The organism is Niallia sp. NCCP-28, from assembly GCF_023168165.1.
GTDB lineage: Bacteria > Bacillota > Bacilli > Bacillales > Cytobacillaceae > Niallia.
In genome coordinates this window covers 475259-490392 of sequence record NZ_BQYJ01000001.1, presented here as the reverse complement: position 1 = coordinate 490392, position 15134 = coordinate 475259, and the positions used below count along the sequence as shown (strand labels likewise).

Annotated in this window: 19 protein-coding genes and 1 other annotated feature; of the genes, 13 read left to right on the top strand and 6 right to left on the bottom strand. The window is 36.0% G+C overall.

Annotation, left to right across the window (positions count from 1 at the left end; translation table 11 throughout):
- Positions 1-22: 22 nt before the first annotated feature.
- Positions 23-859, bottom strand: coding sequence for a pyrroline-5-carboxylate reductase (gene proC, locus NCCP28_RS02425; RefSeq protein ID WP_248559810.1), 837 nt, complete (start codon positions 857-859; stop codon positions 23-25).
- 55 nt (positions 860-914) lie between these two features.
- Positions 915-1145 (bottom strand) — a binding site (T-box leader).
- Between the two features lie 257 nt (positions 1146-1402).
- Between proC and NCCP28_RS02420 the strand changes: the two genes are divergently transcribed.
- A complete protein-coding gene (locus NCCP28_RS02420) occupies positions 1403-2194 on the top strand; it encodes an SDR family NAD(P)-dependent oxidoreductase (RefSeq protein ID WP_248559809.1) in 792 nt (263 codons plus the stop codon).
- An 88-nt stretch (positions 2195-2282) separates the two neighbouring features.
- Here the strand turns inward: NCCP28_RS02420 and NCCP28_RS02415 are convergent, their stop codons facing one another.
- The gene (locus NCCP28_RS02415; protein WP_248559808.1) at positions 2283-2483 is read right to left on the bottom strand and encodes a YqzH family protein; all 201 of its coding nucleotides are present in this window, start codon (positions 2481-2483) and stop codon (positions 2283-2285) included.
- 207 nt (positions 2484-2690) lie between these two features.
- On the opposite strand from NCCP28_RS02415, the gene msrA reads away from it, so the two are divergent.
- The gene (gene msrA / locus NCCP28_RS02410) at positions 2691-3206 is read left to right on the top strand and encodes a peptide-methionine (S)-S-oxide reductase MsrA (protein WP_248559807.1); all 516 of its coding nucleotides are present in this window, start codon (positions 2691-2693) and stop codon (positions 3204-3206) included.
- Between the two features lie 64 nt (positions 3207-3270).
- Here msrA and NCCP28_RS02405 read toward each other — a convergent pair whose 3' ends face one another.
- Both NCCP28_RS02405 and NCCP28_RS23555 read right to left on the bottom strand, forming a co-directional pair.
- On the bottom strand, positions 3271-4188 hold the full coding sequence (locus NCCP28_RS02405; protein WP_248559806.1) for an alpha/beta hydrolase: 918 nt from the start codon (positions 4186-4188) through the stop codon (positions 3271-3273).
- 232 nt (positions 4189-4420) lie between these two features.
- Positions 4421-4552 carry a hypothetical protein gene (locus NCCP28_RS23555; protein ID WP_282579516.1) on the bottom strand — a complete coding sequence of 44 codons (132 nt, stop codon included), beginning with the start codon at positions 4550-4552 and terminating at the stop codon, positions 4421-4423.
- A 186-nt stretch (positions 4553-4738) separates the two neighbouring features.
- Here NCCP28_RS23555 and NCCP28_RS02400 point away from each other — a divergent pair, with 186 nt between their 5' ends.
- Entirely contained in the window at positions 4739-5191 is a 453-nt protein-coding gene (locus NCCP28_RS02400) for an OsmC family protein (RefSeq protein WP_248559805.1), read from the top strand.
- Between the two features lie 83 nt (positions 5192-5274).
- A complete protein-coding gene (locus NCCP28_RS02395; protein ID WP_248559804.1) occupies positions 5275-5520 on the top strand; it encodes a YqkE family protein in 246 nt (81 codons plus the stop codon).
- A 75-nt stretch (positions 5521-5595) separates the two neighbouring features.
- Here the strand turns inward: NCCP28_RS02395 and NCCP28_RS02390 are convergent, their stop codons facing one another.
- Together NCCP28_RS02390 and mciZ are read right to left on the bottom strand one after the other, a co-directional pair.
- Complete coding sequence (locus NCCP28_RS02390; protein ID WP_248559803.1) at positions 5596-6504, bottom strand: aldo/keto reductase; 909 nt, start codon at positions 6502-6504, stop codon at positions 5596-5598.
- A 93-nt stretch (positions 6505-6597) separates the two neighbouring features.
- Positions 6598-6747: a Z-ring formation inhibitor MciZ gene (mciZ, locus tag NCCP28_RS02385; RefSeq protein ID WP_248560271.1), complete on the bottom strand. Its 150-nt coding sequence runs from the start codon at positions 6745-6747 to the stop codon at positions 6598-6600.
- A 103-nt stretch (positions 6748-6850) separates the two neighbouring features.
- Between mciZ and NCCP28_RS02380 the strand changes: the two genes are divergently transcribed.
- The 9 genes from NCCP28_RS02380 to NCCP28_RS02340 all read left to right on the top strand — a co-directional run bounded on the left by NCCP28_RS02380 (position 6851) and on the right by NCCP28_RS02340 (position 15070).
- The gene (locus NCCP28_RS02380; RefSeq protein ID WP_248559802.1) at positions 6851-7399 is read left to right on the top strand and encodes an NUDIX hydrolase; all 549 of its coding nucleotides are present in this window, start codon (positions 6851-6853) and stop codon (positions 7397-7399) included.
- Positions 7399-8583 carry an endonuclease Q family protein gene (locus NCCP28_RS02375; RefSeq protein WP_248559801.1) on the top strand — a complete coding sequence of 395 codons (1185 nt, stop codon included), beginning with the start codon at positions 7399-7401 and terminating at the stop codon, positions 8581-8583. Before NCCP28_RS02380 ends, NCCP28_RS02375 begins: the two co-directional genes overlap by 1 nt.
- A gap of 174 nt (positions 8584-8757) precedes the next feature.
- Positions 8758-9429, top strand: a complete 672-nt coding sequence (gene spoIIM, locus NCCP28_RS02370; protein ID WP_248559800.1) for a stage II sporulation protein M — start codon at positions 8758-8760, stop codon at positions 9427-9429.
- A gap of 152 nt (positions 9430-9581) precedes the next feature.
- Complete coding sequence (fur, locus tag NCCP28_RS02365) at positions 9582-10043, top strand: ferric iron uptake transcriptional regulator (RefSeq protein WP_248559799.1); 462 nt, start codon at positions 9582-9584, stop codon at positions 10041-10043.
- Between the two features lie 119 nt (positions 10044-10162).
- Entirely contained in the window at positions 10163-10393 is a 231-nt protein-coding gene (locus NCCP28_RS02360; RefSeq protein ID WP_248559798.1) for a YqzK family protein, read from the top strand.
- A 5-nt stretch (positions 10394-10398) separates the two neighbouring features.
- Positions 10399-11289 (top strand): site-specific tyrosine recombinase XerD, encoded by an 891-nt coding sequence (gene xerD, locus NCCP28_RS02355; RefSeq protein WP_248559797.1) that lies wholly within the window; start codon positions 10399-10401, stop codon positions 11287-11289.
- A 425-nt stretch (positions 11290-11714) separates the two neighbouring features.
- Positions 11715-12899, top strand: coding sequence for a phosphopentomutase (deoB, locus tag NCCP28_RS02350; protein ID WP_248559796.1), 1185 nt, complete (start codon positions 11715-11717; stop codon positions 12897-12899).
- 12 nt (positions 12900-12911) lie between these two features.
- A complete protein-coding gene (locus tag NCCP28_RS02345; RefSeq protein WP_248559795.1) occupies positions 12912-13733 on the top strand; it encodes a purine-nucleoside phosphorylase in 822 nt (273 codons plus the stop codon).
- 23 nt (positions 13734-13756) lie between these two features.
- Positions 13757-15070: a pyrimidine-nucleoside phosphorylase gene (locus tag NCCP28_RS02340; protein WP_248559794.1), complete on the top strand. Its 1314-nt coding sequence runs from the start codon at positions 13757-13759 to the stop codon at positions 15068-15070.
- The last annotated feature ends 64 nt before the right edge of the window (positions 15071-15134 follow it).

The following is a 15134-nucleotide window of genomic DNA, read 5'->3' as shown; positions in this document are numbered from 1 at the left end:
GTCCCAGTCTCTTTTTTACTTATCAATTTGAGACTTTCAGCTCTTCGCTTATAGTCTTTCCCATTGTTTTGGATCGCTCCACAGCCTCTTTCATACAATTTATAAAGGCAGTTTGCACATCAAACGACTCAAGGACTTTAATTCCTGCTTCTGTTGTTCCTCCAGGGCTAGTAACGTTTTGCCGCAGTTCTAAAGGTGATTTTTTTGATGTTGCAATCATTTCTGCTGCCCCTTTTAGTGTTTGTACAATAAAATCATTAGCTATATCAGGGTCTAAACCAATTTCTGAGGCGCCTTTTTCCATGGCTTCGACAATATAGTAAAAATATGCAGGTCCGCTCCCAGAAAGGCCTGTTACTGCATCAATTTTTGTTTCTTCCACAACAGCTGTTAATCCAACTGTTTGAAAAATATTTAATATTAGTTCCATTTGTGTATCTGTGACCGTTTCATTTACTGCAATGCCAGTTGCCGATTTGCCGACAGCAGCAGAGGTGTTTGGCATAGCGCGAGCAACGGGCAATTTTTTGCCTGCTAAAAGTTCTAGACTTTTAATGCTTACGCCAGCAAGTACAGATATGAGCAATGTTTTTTCAGAAAGGTATGCTTGAATATTCCCTATCCCTTGTTTGACATCTTTTGGTTTCATGGCAAGGATTACAACATCTGCATCTTGCACAAGTTCATCTAATTTATACGTAAAGTTTACGCCATATTGGCTGTGCAAATAGTTTAACCGTTTTTTATTTGAGCTATTTGTCACAAAGATGTTTTCATTATCAATCATTTTGCTGCTTATAATTCCTGAGATTAATGCTTCGCTCATGGAGCCTGCACCAATAAAAACAATTTTTGTCATTTGTTGTCCTCCAATATTAAAAGTAAATATAGTGAATAAAAAACCTTTCATCCAAGTAAAGGACGAAAGGTTTTTTTCGTGGTACCACCTTATTTTCAGCAAACAATCAATGATGATCATCATTGATTGTTTACCGCTTTGGTCCGGATAACGACGGAATACGTTTAGGTTTTCCTAACAACTCATAAGGCAGGTTCAATGAAAGAGGGACGATGAAGTTTTTCAGCCTAAGAACTCCATTCTCTTTGCGTGTCCATCATCTACTAATCTTAGTCATCGTATATTTATTATTAAATTGCTTTGATTATGCAAAAAAATATGCTTGTCTGTCAAGCGATAAAGAGAAAAAAAGGCAACAGTAGTAAGGAATGGGGGCATAAATGGAAAGGAACCACTTGCAAATGGGTGAAATGCTAAGGAAAAAATATTCAAAAAAGCTATTGTGTGATAAAACTAATCTTAGGCCAATTTATTTTTGATGGCAGAGTCTTTGAAGTGGTAAATTTTATCCAGAAAAAAATAATTAGTCGAGGTGATAGATAGATGCAATATTTGCAAAATAAAACGATTGTTATAACAGGAGCATCGTCAGGCATTGGGGAAAAGCTGGCACATAATGTAGCACAATTAGGAGGAAGACCTATTCTGTTGGCACGCTCAGAAAAAAAGCTTCAAGAAATCTGTGTGCAAATTCAGCATACTACAGGTAGGCAAGCGATTTATTATTCTCTAGATGTAAGCGATCAACAACAGATTAAAGAGGTATTTGCAAAAATTTATAACGAAGTCGGCTTTATTGATGTGTTGATTAATAATGCGGGATTTGGTGTATTTGATTATTTGCATGAGGCAAATATGACAGATATTGAAGGAATGTTTGATGTAAATGTTATAGGACTTATTGCATGCACACAAGAAGTGCTGTCATCCATGATGGAGCAGAATAAAGGGCATATTATTAATATTGCATCAATTGCGGGCAAACTTGCAACTGCAAAATCAAGTGTTTATTCTGCCACAAAACATGCAGTTTTAGGTTTTACCAATAGTTTAAGAATGGAACTGGCAAACACAAATATTACGGTATCTGCTGTGAATCCTGGACCAATTGAAACAAACTTTTTTGCGATTGCCGATAAATCAGGCAGCTATGTTCAAAATGTCCAAAAATATATGCTTTCATCTAATGAAGTAGCAAATAAGATTACAAAGCTAATGCTGACAAAAAAACGGGAATTAAACTTGCCAATATGGATGAATTGGGGAAGCACCCTTTATCATCTATTTCCGAGTGTTGCCGATAAGCTGATGGGGAAAATACTTTCGAAAAAATAGGCAATTAACTGCAAATGATAGTTGGAAAATAAATGATCTAAATAGATGGACAAAAATGAAACAGTAGATGGATATAATACAGATTTCCCTAAAAATAAGGAGAGTCTGTAATATATCCATAAACAGCATCTTGAACAAGATTGTAAAGAACATGATCAGGACCTTCTTTTATGCTGCTGCTAATCTTTTGATATAAATATTCATAATCTTGTTCATTTAGAATGGTGTTGTCTGCATGATATTGTTTTAAGGCATTATCGATCATTTTAATAATAAGATTTTTATTCAAAACGAATTACCTGCTTTGCATCAATATTTGTAGTTCATATACAGTTTCCATCGCAATAGCATCAGTAGAAATTAAATAATAGTAACGATGTCTAAAGTATTATATACTATTATACAATCAAGTTGATATAGTCAATGATGGGAAGGTAGTTTATTCTGTAAAAGAATAAATGCTTCTATCATTAGAAAGAAAAAAGGAAGATGTCGAATGGAAAAAGCAACTTTTGCAGGTGGATGTTTTTGGTGTATGGTCACACCATTTGAAGAATTGCCTGGCATACATGGAATTATTTCAGGATACATGGGGGGAGCGCTTGAAAACCCTACATATGAACAAGTAAAAACAGGAAAGTCTGGGCATGCTGAAGTAGTGCAGATTACTTTTGATCCAGATGTTTTTCCATATACAAAGTTATTAGAGTTATATTGGCCGCAGATTGATCCAACAGATGCAGATGGTCAATTTCAAGATAGGGGTTCTCAATATCGCCCTGTTATTTTTTATCATAATGACAAACAAAAACAATTGGCAGAAGAATCGAAACAAACAATTATTGCCAGTGGGCGTTTTAAAAAGCCGATTGTAACAGCAATTGAGCCTGCGAGTTTATTTTATGAAGCAGAAGATTATCATCAGAATTATCATAAAAAAAATGAAAAACATTATAAAGAAGATCGAAAACAATCAGGCAGGGATGAATTTATTCAACAAAATTGGAAGTAAATGATTAGGGCTGTCCCTAAAAAACAGATGGGGCAGCACGCTTTTATATGCTGTCCAAATCGGATTAGCCAATAATTTTAAATACATATTCAGCAAAAAATTCATCAACAGCTTTTTCATAAGCTTCTTTGTTTTCATTATAGGACTGAGCATGCATCCCATTTGCAGTAATCAATAATTTTTTTGGTCCTTTTTTCTTTTCAAATAATTTTTTTGTCATCTCTGGCAAAATAAAATCATCTTTTTCACTATGAATAAAAAGCATGGGCTTAGTAATTTTGTCAATAACACGAATAGGGGATACATCACGAATAGAATATTTTTCTCTTATTTTTAAAAAAAGATCTGCAATGGGCAAAATCATTTTTGCCGGCAGTTTTATTTCAGAAGAAATGAGGTAGCTGATCTCTTCTGAAAAATCGGAAAACGGACAATCTGCAATATAAAAGTCTGCCCCATCTTCTAGCATGCCTGCATATAAAATCATGGTGGCAGCACCCATTGATTCCCCATGAATTCCAAGTAGGATATCCTCTCCTTTTTTTTTGCGAACCCAATCTACGACAGCTTTTAAATCATTTTTTTCATAGTAGCCAAAGCTTGTTGTTTTCCCCCCAGATTGACCATGACGGCGATGATCATAAATAAGAACATTAAACCCTCTTTCCAGAAATAAATTCATATATTTTATAGAATTTATTTTGTTTTCTGTTACACCATGGGAAATAATGATGTAGCGATCGCTTTTTTTAGGTTCGACGATAATGGCAGTTAAATAATAGCCATATGGAGAAAGAATTTTCAGCTCTTGTTTATGAATTGCCTCATAATTGGCTGGGTTGATGCGTCCTGCTTCTAATTCTCGATTATAGATAAAGTTTTCTTCTTTTTTTTTCATATACATCAGGCGGTTTGTGCAATAAACGCCAACAGAGGTGAAAAAAAGCACACAAGAGAAAAGATAGCGGAGAATTTTTTTCATTATTGTCCCCTTTCTAAGTAGGTTTCATAAACAAGTTGTACCAAAACTTAGTGAATACAGAAAATTGGCCCAGTCATTCAAAACAATTATTTATGGATAATATATGCTATTGAAAAAAGCAGAGAAGGTGACCATCTTTTTGCCTGCATGTTAGAATAAATGCATAGGTTTATTTTTCTTTGGAGAAAGAGAGGAGGGAATGTCAGTGTCTCTCCTCTCTGTAACAAGTTTGCTATTGTTTTGAATTTTCGCGTTTTGTTGGATGAATCACTTTTTCTACATCTTCTGCTGCGATTTTTGATTTAATAGTATCGGCATTGGGGTTACCTGCTTGACTATAGCCCTTTTCTCGTTTTTGACTCATGAACTGTATGCTCCTTTCGTTAATAAAGTGAAACTTCAAGCATTAACGGGCCTCTGCCCGTTAATGCGGATAAAAGTTACTACTATAACATAAGTCATAATCTCATTATTTATGCAAAGCACATTCTACCTATTAGTTTTTGATTAATAAAAATCATTACCATGTTAAGGAAGGAAGTGATCTCTTTTGGGTAACCACCATTTTTATTTGCAGGCAGATTGGAAAGGGTTAAGGAATGATGTTGGCACAATTTCTTGCGGGAATTTACAAACAGAAATATCTATTCCACAAGCGATGGATGGACCTGGAGTCGGGACAAATCCTGATGAAATGCTGTTAGGAGCTGCTGCAACTTGTTTTATTATCACACTTGCTGCCATGATGGAAAGAAGCAAGCTGGAGAAGATAAGCTTAACGCTGCAATCAGAAGGCATCGTTGATGTGACAAATGGAGTATTCACCTACAAAAAAATTATCCATCGCCCTAAAATCGTGTTGCCAAAACATGCAACGGAACAAGAACGCACTCTAGCAAGCCGTCTTGCCAATAAAGCAGAAGCTTCATGCATGATTACAAGAGCTTTAAAAGGAAATGTTGAAATAGCATTAGAAGAAATGATTTTAATAGAAGGAGAATAACGCGAAGGAACGACGCTGCTTAATTGCAGGCTATGATAAAATAGAAATACCATTATTTTTGCAAGGCGCGAGGAGGAAATGAAATGAAAAATAAACGAAAACAAGTAAAAAATGATAAGCAAGATAAACCTGTTACATTAGGTGATTTGCTTAATGAGCAATTAGCAAAACAATTAAAAGATGTCAAACATGAGTTGAAGACAAAAGAAGAGGAAAAATTAAAAGCGGAAGAAGAAAAAAGAAAAGAAGAAAAACGTCTAAGGGAAAAAAATAAATCATTTGAAGAACTATTAAATGAAAACCCCTTAAATTGGAAAGAGTATAAATGAAAAGGAAAAAGAGGGGAAACATGCTAATTGGTTTCTCCCTCTTTTATTAGAAATAGTAAAGTCTAACAGGTGAATCTATCGATGCTGATCATATAGATTGGCTTTTGTCATCTTTTTAATGGTTTCCATCTCTCCAGATGATAACGGCTCACTATTTACTGCTTTTGCATTTTCCACTAGCTGTTCGATGCTGCTTGCTCCAGCAATCACGGATGCAACGGCAGAGTTTGCTAAATTATATTGCAGTGCTGCTTCTGTTAAGGTATGCTTATCTGCCACTATTTCTTTTAATTTTGGCAAAATTGTCTGCAGTTCTTCTAAAGAGTAATCTAAATAGCCTTTAACGAGTTTTTTTTGATAGTTTTCACTTAACAAACCTTTAGCAACAGGTCCTCTTGTCACTGCGCTAATCCCATTTTCTGCAAGTAAGGGAAGTGCCTCTTCTTCAGGGCGTCTGTCTAACATACTGTACTGCATCATAACAGAAACGATGGAAGAATATTTGACATATTCTCTAATCACATTTGGGCGAATGGAAGAGATGCCGTAATAGCGAATAATTCCTTCCTCTTTTAAATCTTCAAAAGCCTCAATGGTTTCTTTTATATTATCTTCCAATGTTCCTCCGTGAAGCTGATACAGATCAATATAGTCCGTATTTAAACGTTTTAAGCTTTGTTTGACGGCTTCTTTTATGTAGCTTTTGCTTGCATCCCACGTCCAGCCATCCTTTTTGTCATTCCATTTATTCCCAACTTTAGAAGCGATAATAATATCTTCCCGATTTTGTTTGAAAAAGGTTCCTAGAAGCTTTTCATTTTGCCCCATATCATATAAATCGGCTGTATCAAAATAATTCACTCCTTGTTCCATCGCAGCTTCTAAAATGGGAAATGCTGTGCGCTCGTCTGTTCCAAGGCTCATGCAGCCTAATCCTAATTGGGAAACATAAAGTTCAGAAGATCCTAACTGTGTTTTTTTCAAAAAAAGCACCTCTTTTTTATCATTTATTTCTTATTGTACCGAGGATAAGGAAAGAAGACAAAAAAATCGCTTTATACAATAGCATAATAGCGATCATTTGTTTTTTTTAGTTTTTATATTTTTGGTGTTTTCAAGGTCAATCCATTCTTTTACATATGTATATTGCTTGCCATACTGTTTAAGAAGATATTTAATTTGCCAAGCTTTGCCGGAATAAACGATTCCTTTATTATGCAAATAAATTTTCACACGCTGCCCCTTTCTTTGTCTTTATGGGAAGAAAAAAAGTATAATACAGTATATGTAATTACATAATGCAAATAGAACTGACTAGGAGTGTGTCCAAATGAACTTGCAAGAAAAAACAATCAGTACAAAAAAAATCTTTGATGGCAGAATAATTAGTGTTCAAGTAGATGAAGTAGAACTGCCAAATGGCAAAACCTCAACAAGAGAATTAGTCAAACATCCTGGGGCTGTAGCTATTATCGCTGTGACGGATGAAGAGAAAATAGTGCTTGTGGAGCAGTACCGCAAACCATTGGAAAAAGAAATTATTGAAATTCCCGCAGGCAAGCTGGAAAAAGGAGAAGATCCAGAACTTTGTGCAAAAAGAGAGCTGGAAGAAGAAACTGGCTATGGCTGCGATTCCATAGAATTAGTTGCCTCTTTTTATACATCTCCTGGTTTTGCAGATGAAATTATTCATATTTATGTGGCAAAAGGGCTGGAAAAATTAGAAGATGCGGCAGGATTGGATGAAGATGAATTTGTAAATCTAATGGAAGTTACTTTAGAAGAGGCGTTAGAATTTATCCAAAACCAACGCATTTATGATGCGAAAACCATTTATGCTATTCAATATTTGCAGCTTGCTTTAGGCCGTACAAAATAATGAAGCACTTTTTTGCAGATTTGCATATCCATATTGGCCGTACGAAAAGTGGAAAGCCGGTAAAAATCACAGGAGCCAAGAGTTTAACTTTTGAGCATATTATTCAATATGCAAAATTTCAAAAAGGCTTAGATATGATAGGCATTATCGATTCCCATTCACCGGAAGTAATAGCTGAAATAGAAGAAAAAATAATGGAAGGGCATCTTGCTCCAAAATTCGGCGGCGGCTTAGATATGGATGGATTAACGATTCTATTGGGATCTGAATTGGAAATATATGATGAGAATTGTCAAGGGCCTGTTCATGTATTAGTTTTTTTTCCTACGCTTGAAAAGATGAAAGAGTTTTCTAGCTGGCTTTCTCGCTTTTTGAAAAATATTACCTTAAGCTCTCAAAGAGTGTATGTAACAGGAATAGAGCTTCAGCAAAAGGTAAAAGGCATGGGTGGTTTATTTATACCAGCACATATTTTTACTCCATTTAAAAGCCTTTATGGAAGTGGTGTAAATAGGTCTCTAACTGAAATATTTCAACCTGATTTAATAGATGCTGTAGAAATTGGTCTAAGTGCAAATACTTATATGGCCGATTCCATAGAAGAACTTCACCGCTATTCCTATTTGACGAATTCAGATGCTCATTCCCTTGCCAAAATGGCGAGAGAGTACCAAATCATCGAAATGGAAGAAGCTTCTTTTGATGAGTTTAAAAAAGTGCTGAAAAATCAAGATGGCAGACGTATTGTTGCCAATTACGGGCTTGATCCAGTTTTAGGAAAATACCATGAAACTGTTTGTGCAAAATGTTTTCATCCTTTAAACAAAATAGGAGAAATATGTCCGGTTTGCGGAAGCAAAAAAGGAATTAAAGGTGTTTTTTCTCGAATAAAGGAATTGTCTAACAGCAAAACGGAAACAGCAAGGCCTCCTTATATTCATCAAGTCCCTCTTGAATTTATACCAGGTCTTGGCAAAAAAACGCTAGAAAAGCTGTTATCTTATTTTTCCACAGAGATGCAAATCATTCATGAAGTGCCAGAAGAAAAGCTGAAAACTGTTATACCTGGAAAAGTAGCGGATTATATTGTCGCTGCAAGAATAGGAAAACTATTATTTTCTGTTGGCGGCGGTGGAAAATATGGGAAAATAGAAAAGCGTGTTGTAGGTGAAAATAGCAAGTGAATGTAAAGTGCTAATCCTTATTTGATGAAAGGATTAGCGCTTTTTTTGCTTTTGCGAGCATTTCTGAAAAAAGTATTTTAGGAATAAATTTAATAGAAAAAATACTAGATTATCTGTCATATGCTTTTGGGTTTCGCATAGAATAGACTAACTGATTTAGTAGGAGGAAGGGCAATGAAAAATAGGAAAAAAAAATATCAGAATATGATAGCTAATCATTTTCGAGAACATTCCTCAATCTATTTATTTATCATCGTTTTGTTTCTTATGGGGGTTATTTTTGGCGCTGTCGTCGTAAATAGTTTAACATTGACGCAAAAAGAAGATCTATATTATTATCTGTCCCAGTTTTTTAGCCAAGTTTCAAATGGAAAAGTGGCAGACAGCAAAGATTTATTTATTCAAAGTTTTTCTCACAACAGCAAATTTATTGGTTTAATGTGGCTTTTGGGAATATCGATTATTGGATTGCCAGTTATATTGATTCTATTATTTATTAAAGGCATGGTAGTTGGCTTTACTGTTGGTTTTTTAGTAAATCAAATGGGGTGGCATGGATTTTTATTGTCATTTGTGTCGGTTTTGCCACAAAATATAATTGTTATTCCAATTTTTATTATTTCTGCTACACTATCAGTAGCGTTCTCTTTTAAAATGATTAGACAGCAGTTTATTAAAAGAATGGGAGAACCGATTTTGCCGTTATTTGCAAGATATACATTTTTATTAATTATTGCTTTTTTATTTTTAGCAATCTCTGCTGGAGTGGAAGCATATGTTTCGCCAGTATTAATGAAGTCTATTATAAAAACGGTAGAAGCTTTTATTCTGCCTGCATTCATTTAGTAAATGCAAAGGAAGAAAGAGAAAGAATCATTGATTATAATTATTTCAATGTAAAAATAATTTTTAATTCTTGTTTATAATTATTTTTATTAGGATTCTTTTCCTACTTCTGTTATAATGGGAAGGACAGTGGCTAGGGAGGGACTTTCGGAATGGAAAGTAGAATTGATAGAATAAAAAAGCTGTTGCACTCATCGAGCTATAAATTGACTCCCCAAAGGGAAGCAACAGTAAGAGTGCTGCTAGAGAATGAAGAAGACCACTTAAGTGCAGAAGATGTATACCTCCTTGTAAAAGAGAAATCTCCAGAAATTGGATTAGCAACCGTTTATCGAACATTAGAATTACTGACTGAACTTAAAATAGTAGATAAAATAAATTTCGGAGATGGTGTTTCAAGATACGATTTGCGACAAGAAGGTGCAGCACACTTTCACCATCATTTAGTGTGTATAGAGTGTGGAGCTGTGGATGAAATTCAAGAGGATTTATTAGGTGATGTAGAAAAAGTAGTAGAACGTGATTGGAATTTCAAAATAAAAGATCATCGTTTAACATTTCATGGAATATGTCATCGCTGTACAGAAAAAAGTGAAGAAGCGGCAGATGAATAAACCTTTTCTTTTTAGAGAAGGTTTTTTGCATTTTTAGGAAGAAAAATCTCTTTGATAGGTATAAAACATGTCCAAACTGGCATAGCTTTTATAAAGATGTTAGTTTGGAGGAAATATAGATGGTACAATGGTCAAAGATGGTATTTCGAACCATTAAAGTATTTCTTTTATTTACGGGATGCACGATTGTTTTTTATTATGCACTTTTGTGGTTTAATGAAGAATATCAAGAACTTCATCGTTATGATGAACCAGAAGGCACGGCAGTCAAAGTAAATAGTTCGGTAGGGAACGAAGAAGATTTATCTTGGAAGGATCGAATATTATTGTTTTATTTAAATGGGGAGTAATGGCAATGGAAGATCAAATAAAAGATTTTATGCATTTTTTGTTGGTGGAAAAAGGACTGGCAAAAAATACGCTAATATCATATGAAAGAGATTTAAAGGCATACGGCAAATATATTCAAAAGGCAGAAAAATGTACACTGCAGGAAATTACTCGTTTGCATATTGTCCGTTTTTTGGCTTTTTTGAAGGATCAAGGAAAATCTTCAAAAACCATTGCAAGACATATCGCCTCCATAAGAGCGTTTCATCAATTTTTATTAAGAGATCGGGTGTTAGAGAACGATCCGACTGTACATATTGAAACACCGCAAAAAGAACGGACATTGCCTAAAGTCTTATCTATGGAAGATGTAGAACGTTTGCTTGAGGCGCCGCAAATGGCTGATCATTATGGAAAAAGAGATAAAGCGATGCTAGAGCTTTTATATGCGACGGGAATAAGGGTTAGTGAATTGATTAATTTAAATCGAGAAGATGTGCACTTAACAATGGGGTTTGTTCGCTGTATTGGCAAAGGGAATAAGGAGAGGATTATTCCTATTGGAGGGGCGGCAACACGCGCTCTAACTTCATATTTAGAAGAGGGCCGTGCTTTATTTGTAAATAAAAACTATCAGGATGACAGTCTCTTTTTAAACCATCATGGCAAAAGGCTGACAAGGCAAGGCTTTTGGAAAATATTAAAGCGTCTCTCCTGCGATGCAAATATAGAAAAAGAAATTACCCCACATACATTAAGGCATTCCTTTGCGACTCATTTGCTGGAAAATGGTGCAGATTTGCGAGCAGTTCAAGAAATGTTAGGACATGCAGATATATCCACGACACAAATCTATACACATTTAACAAAAACAAGATTAAAGGATGTTTATACAAAGTTTCATCCTCGAGCATAACCTGTCTAATGGCAGGTTTTTTTACTATAGAAAGAAAAAGAGAGTGGATGGGCAATAAACGAAAAGCGTCAATAAAAAAGTGGCAGCTTCTCGATTGCTTTATGAATAAGAATGCATAAGAACAGCAAATTTCATCAGAAAAGCTGCTGTAATTGATAAGAGAAGAAGCTTTTTAATAAAAAGATGTCAGACTTCTGACAATGTGCTATAATTTTTTTGTTAAAAGCAGCGATGGCAGGGCAAGATAAAGTGAAACTTTAATCAGTGGGAGCCCCATCCAGCTGATTGTTAGTTGCACTAATCGGGCTTTATGGGCAAGTTTCTACCCATCCAGATTTCTCTGGCCCTCACCTGATTTTGAGGTGTAGGGTTACTGCCCGTTAATGCGAGGTAAAGGGTAAGATATATACTAGGAGGTTAGATGAATGTCATCATATACATATAAACGAATATTCCTGATTGTAATGGATTCAGTTGGGATTGGCGAAGCGCCTGATGCAGAAAAATTTGGTGATTTAGGTTCTCATACATTAGGGCATATTGGGGAAAAAATGAATGGTCTTCATATGCCGAATATGGGCAGATTAGGATTAAGCAATATCGAAAAAATTCAAGGAATCGAAAAAGCAGAAAAGCCACTTGCTTATTATACAAAAATGCAAGAAGCTTCAAATGGAAAAGATACTATGACAGGCCACTGGGAAATAATGGGTTTGAATATTGAGACGCCATTTAAAGTATTCCCAGATGGATTTCCAGATGAACTTCTGCAAACGATTGAAGAAAAAACGGGCAGAAAAATTATTGGCAACAAACCTGCAAGCGGTACAGAAATTCTTGATGAATTAGGGGAAGAACATATAAAAACAGGTGCACTTATTGTCTATACATCCGCTGATTCGGTATTGCAAATAGCAGCACATGAAGAAATTGTCCCATTAGAAGAACTATATAAAATATGTGAACTTGCAAGAGAATTAACTCTTGATGAAAAATATATGGTAGGCAGAATTATCGCAAGACCTTTTGTTGGAGAAGCAGGAAACTTTAAACGTACAGCAAATAGACATGATTATGCATTAAAGCCATTTGACCGCACGGTGATGAATGAGTTAAAAGATAATAAACTTGACTGTATTGCGATTGGCAAAATTTCTGATATATATGACGGGGAAGGGGTAACCCAATCTTTACGCACTGTCTCAAATATGGATGGCATGGATAAGCTTGTAGAAACACTAAAAATGGATTTTACAGGTTTAAGCTTTTTGAATTTAGTAGATTTTGATGCCCTTTTTGGTCATCGAAGAGATCCTTTAGGATACGGAAAAGCATTAGAAGAGTTTGATGCAAGACTTCCAGAGGTTTTTGATCTTTTGCAAGAAGATGATTTATTGATTATTACAGCAGACCATGGAAATGATCCCATTCATCATGGAACAGACCATACAAGAGAATATGTACCGCTAATTGTTTATAATAAGAAGATGGAGGAAGGACAAGAACTTCCAGTAAGACAGACATTTGCAGATATCGGAGCGACTGTGGCAGAGAATTTTTCTGTTGGTATGCCAAAGTTCGGGAAAAGTTTTTTACAAGAGATAAATTAAGGAGAGATGAGAATGAACTATACAACAATAAAGCAATCAGCAGATTTTCTAAAACAAAAATACGAAAATCTTCCTAAAATAGGGCTGATTTTAGGTTCAGGATTAGGAGTATTAGCAGAAGAAATAGAAAATGCAGTGAAAATACCGTACAGCGACATACCTGAATTCCCTGTTTCTACTGTTGAAGGACATGCTGGGCAATTAGTGTTTGGCACAATTGATGGAGTAGAAGTAGTTGCCATGCAAGGACGTTTTCATTATTATGAAGGATATTCTTTTGAAAAGGTGACATTCCCTGTGCGTGTAATGAAGGAGTTAGGGGTGGAAACGCTAATCGTCACAAATGCTGCTGGCGGTGTTAATGAAACATTCTCCCCTGGAAATTTAATGCTAATATCAGATCATATCAATAACATGGGGACGAATCCTCTAATTGGTCCAAATGATAATAAATTAGGTGCACGTTTCCCAGATATGTCAGAAGCATACTGCAAAAATTTAAGATCGATGGCTCGAAATGTAGCAGACAAAATCGGTTTGACTATTCAAGAAGGAGTATATGTCGGCAATACAGGCCCATCTTATGAAACACCTGCCGAAGTAAAAATGCTTCGAGTTTTAGGCGGCGATGCGGTCGGCATGTCAACCGTTCCAGAAGTGATTGTAGCTAGACATTCTGGCATGAAAGTGTTGGGGATTTCCTGCATTTCCAATATGGCGGCAGGAATTCTTGATCAGCCATTAAATCATGAGGAAGTAATTGAGACAACGGAAAAAGTAAAAGCCGATTTTCTTTCCTATGTGAAAGAACTGATTAAAGAAATAGGGAAGTAGTCTTTATAAAAGGGGATGCTGGGATGAGTTTTCGAATGGTCGATTTAATCGAAAAGAAAAGAGACGGTAATGAACTGACAGAGCAAGAAATTTCTTTTATCGTAAACGGCTATACAGATGGATCCATTCCTGACTATCAAATGAGTGCTTTTACAATGGCTGTTTTTTTTCAAGGAATGACAGAGAAAGAAAGAGCGGAATTAACGATGGCAATGGTTCACTCTGGCGATATCATTGATTTATCGGAAATTGAAGGTGTAAAAGTCGATAAGCATTCTACAGGAGGCGTTGGTGATACAACAACATTAGTATTAGGCCCGCTCGTCGCATCGCTTGGTGTACCAGTTGCCAAAATGTCAGGCCGAGGATTGGGGCATACTGGTGGGACCATTGATAAGCTGGAGTCTGTTAAGGGATTTCATGTGGAAATAGATAAGGAAGAGTTTATCGGCCTTGTTAATAAAAACAAGGTAGCCGTTATTGGCCAAAGCGGAAACTTAACGCCAGCAGATAAAAAGCTTTATGCACTTCGTGATGTTACCGCAACTGTAAACAGCATTCCGTTAATCGCCAGTAGCATTATGAGCAAAAAAATTGCCGCAGGCGCAGATGCGATTTGTTTAGATGTAAAAACAGGCGCTGGCGCATTTATGAAAACATTGGAAGACTCCAGAGAACTTGCCAGCGCCATGGTTTCTATCGGAAACAATGTTGGCAGAAAAACAATGGCGGTTATTTCCGATATGAGTCAGCCTCTTGGATTTGCGATAGGCAATGCGCTGGAAGTAAAAGAAGCCATTGATACGCTAAAAGGAAATGGCCCAAAAGATTTGACCGAATTATGCCTGACACTTGGCAGCCATATGGTATTTTTGGCAGAAAAAGCGGATTCGATTGAAGAAGCACGAAACATGCTGGAAGAAGTAATAAAAAGCGGTAAAGCATTGGAAACATTTAAGCTATTCTTAAGTTCACAAGGGGGAGACGCAGCTGTTGTCGACAATCCAGAATTGTTGCCTGCTGCCAAATATGCTATTGAAGTTGCTGCCAAAGAATCTGGCTATATATCAGAAATTACGGCAGACAGCATTGGAACAGCAGCCATGATCCTTGGAGCGGGAAGAGCAACAAAAGATTCAGAAATTGATCTTGCTGTCGGTTTAGTTCTTCGTAAAAAAATTGGAGACAGAATAGAAGCTGGCGAGTCCCTTGTAACGATTTACAGTAATACAGAAAAAGTAGAAGATGTAAAAAAACGATTATATGAGCATATCAAAATTTCATCTGCAGAGGTGAAATCTCCAGCGTTGATTTATGAAGTGATTACTGGGGAATGAAAAAAGTAAGATAAAGGCTAGGCGCCATCATGGCGCCTAGCCTTTATCTTGGTCTAAGGAGATA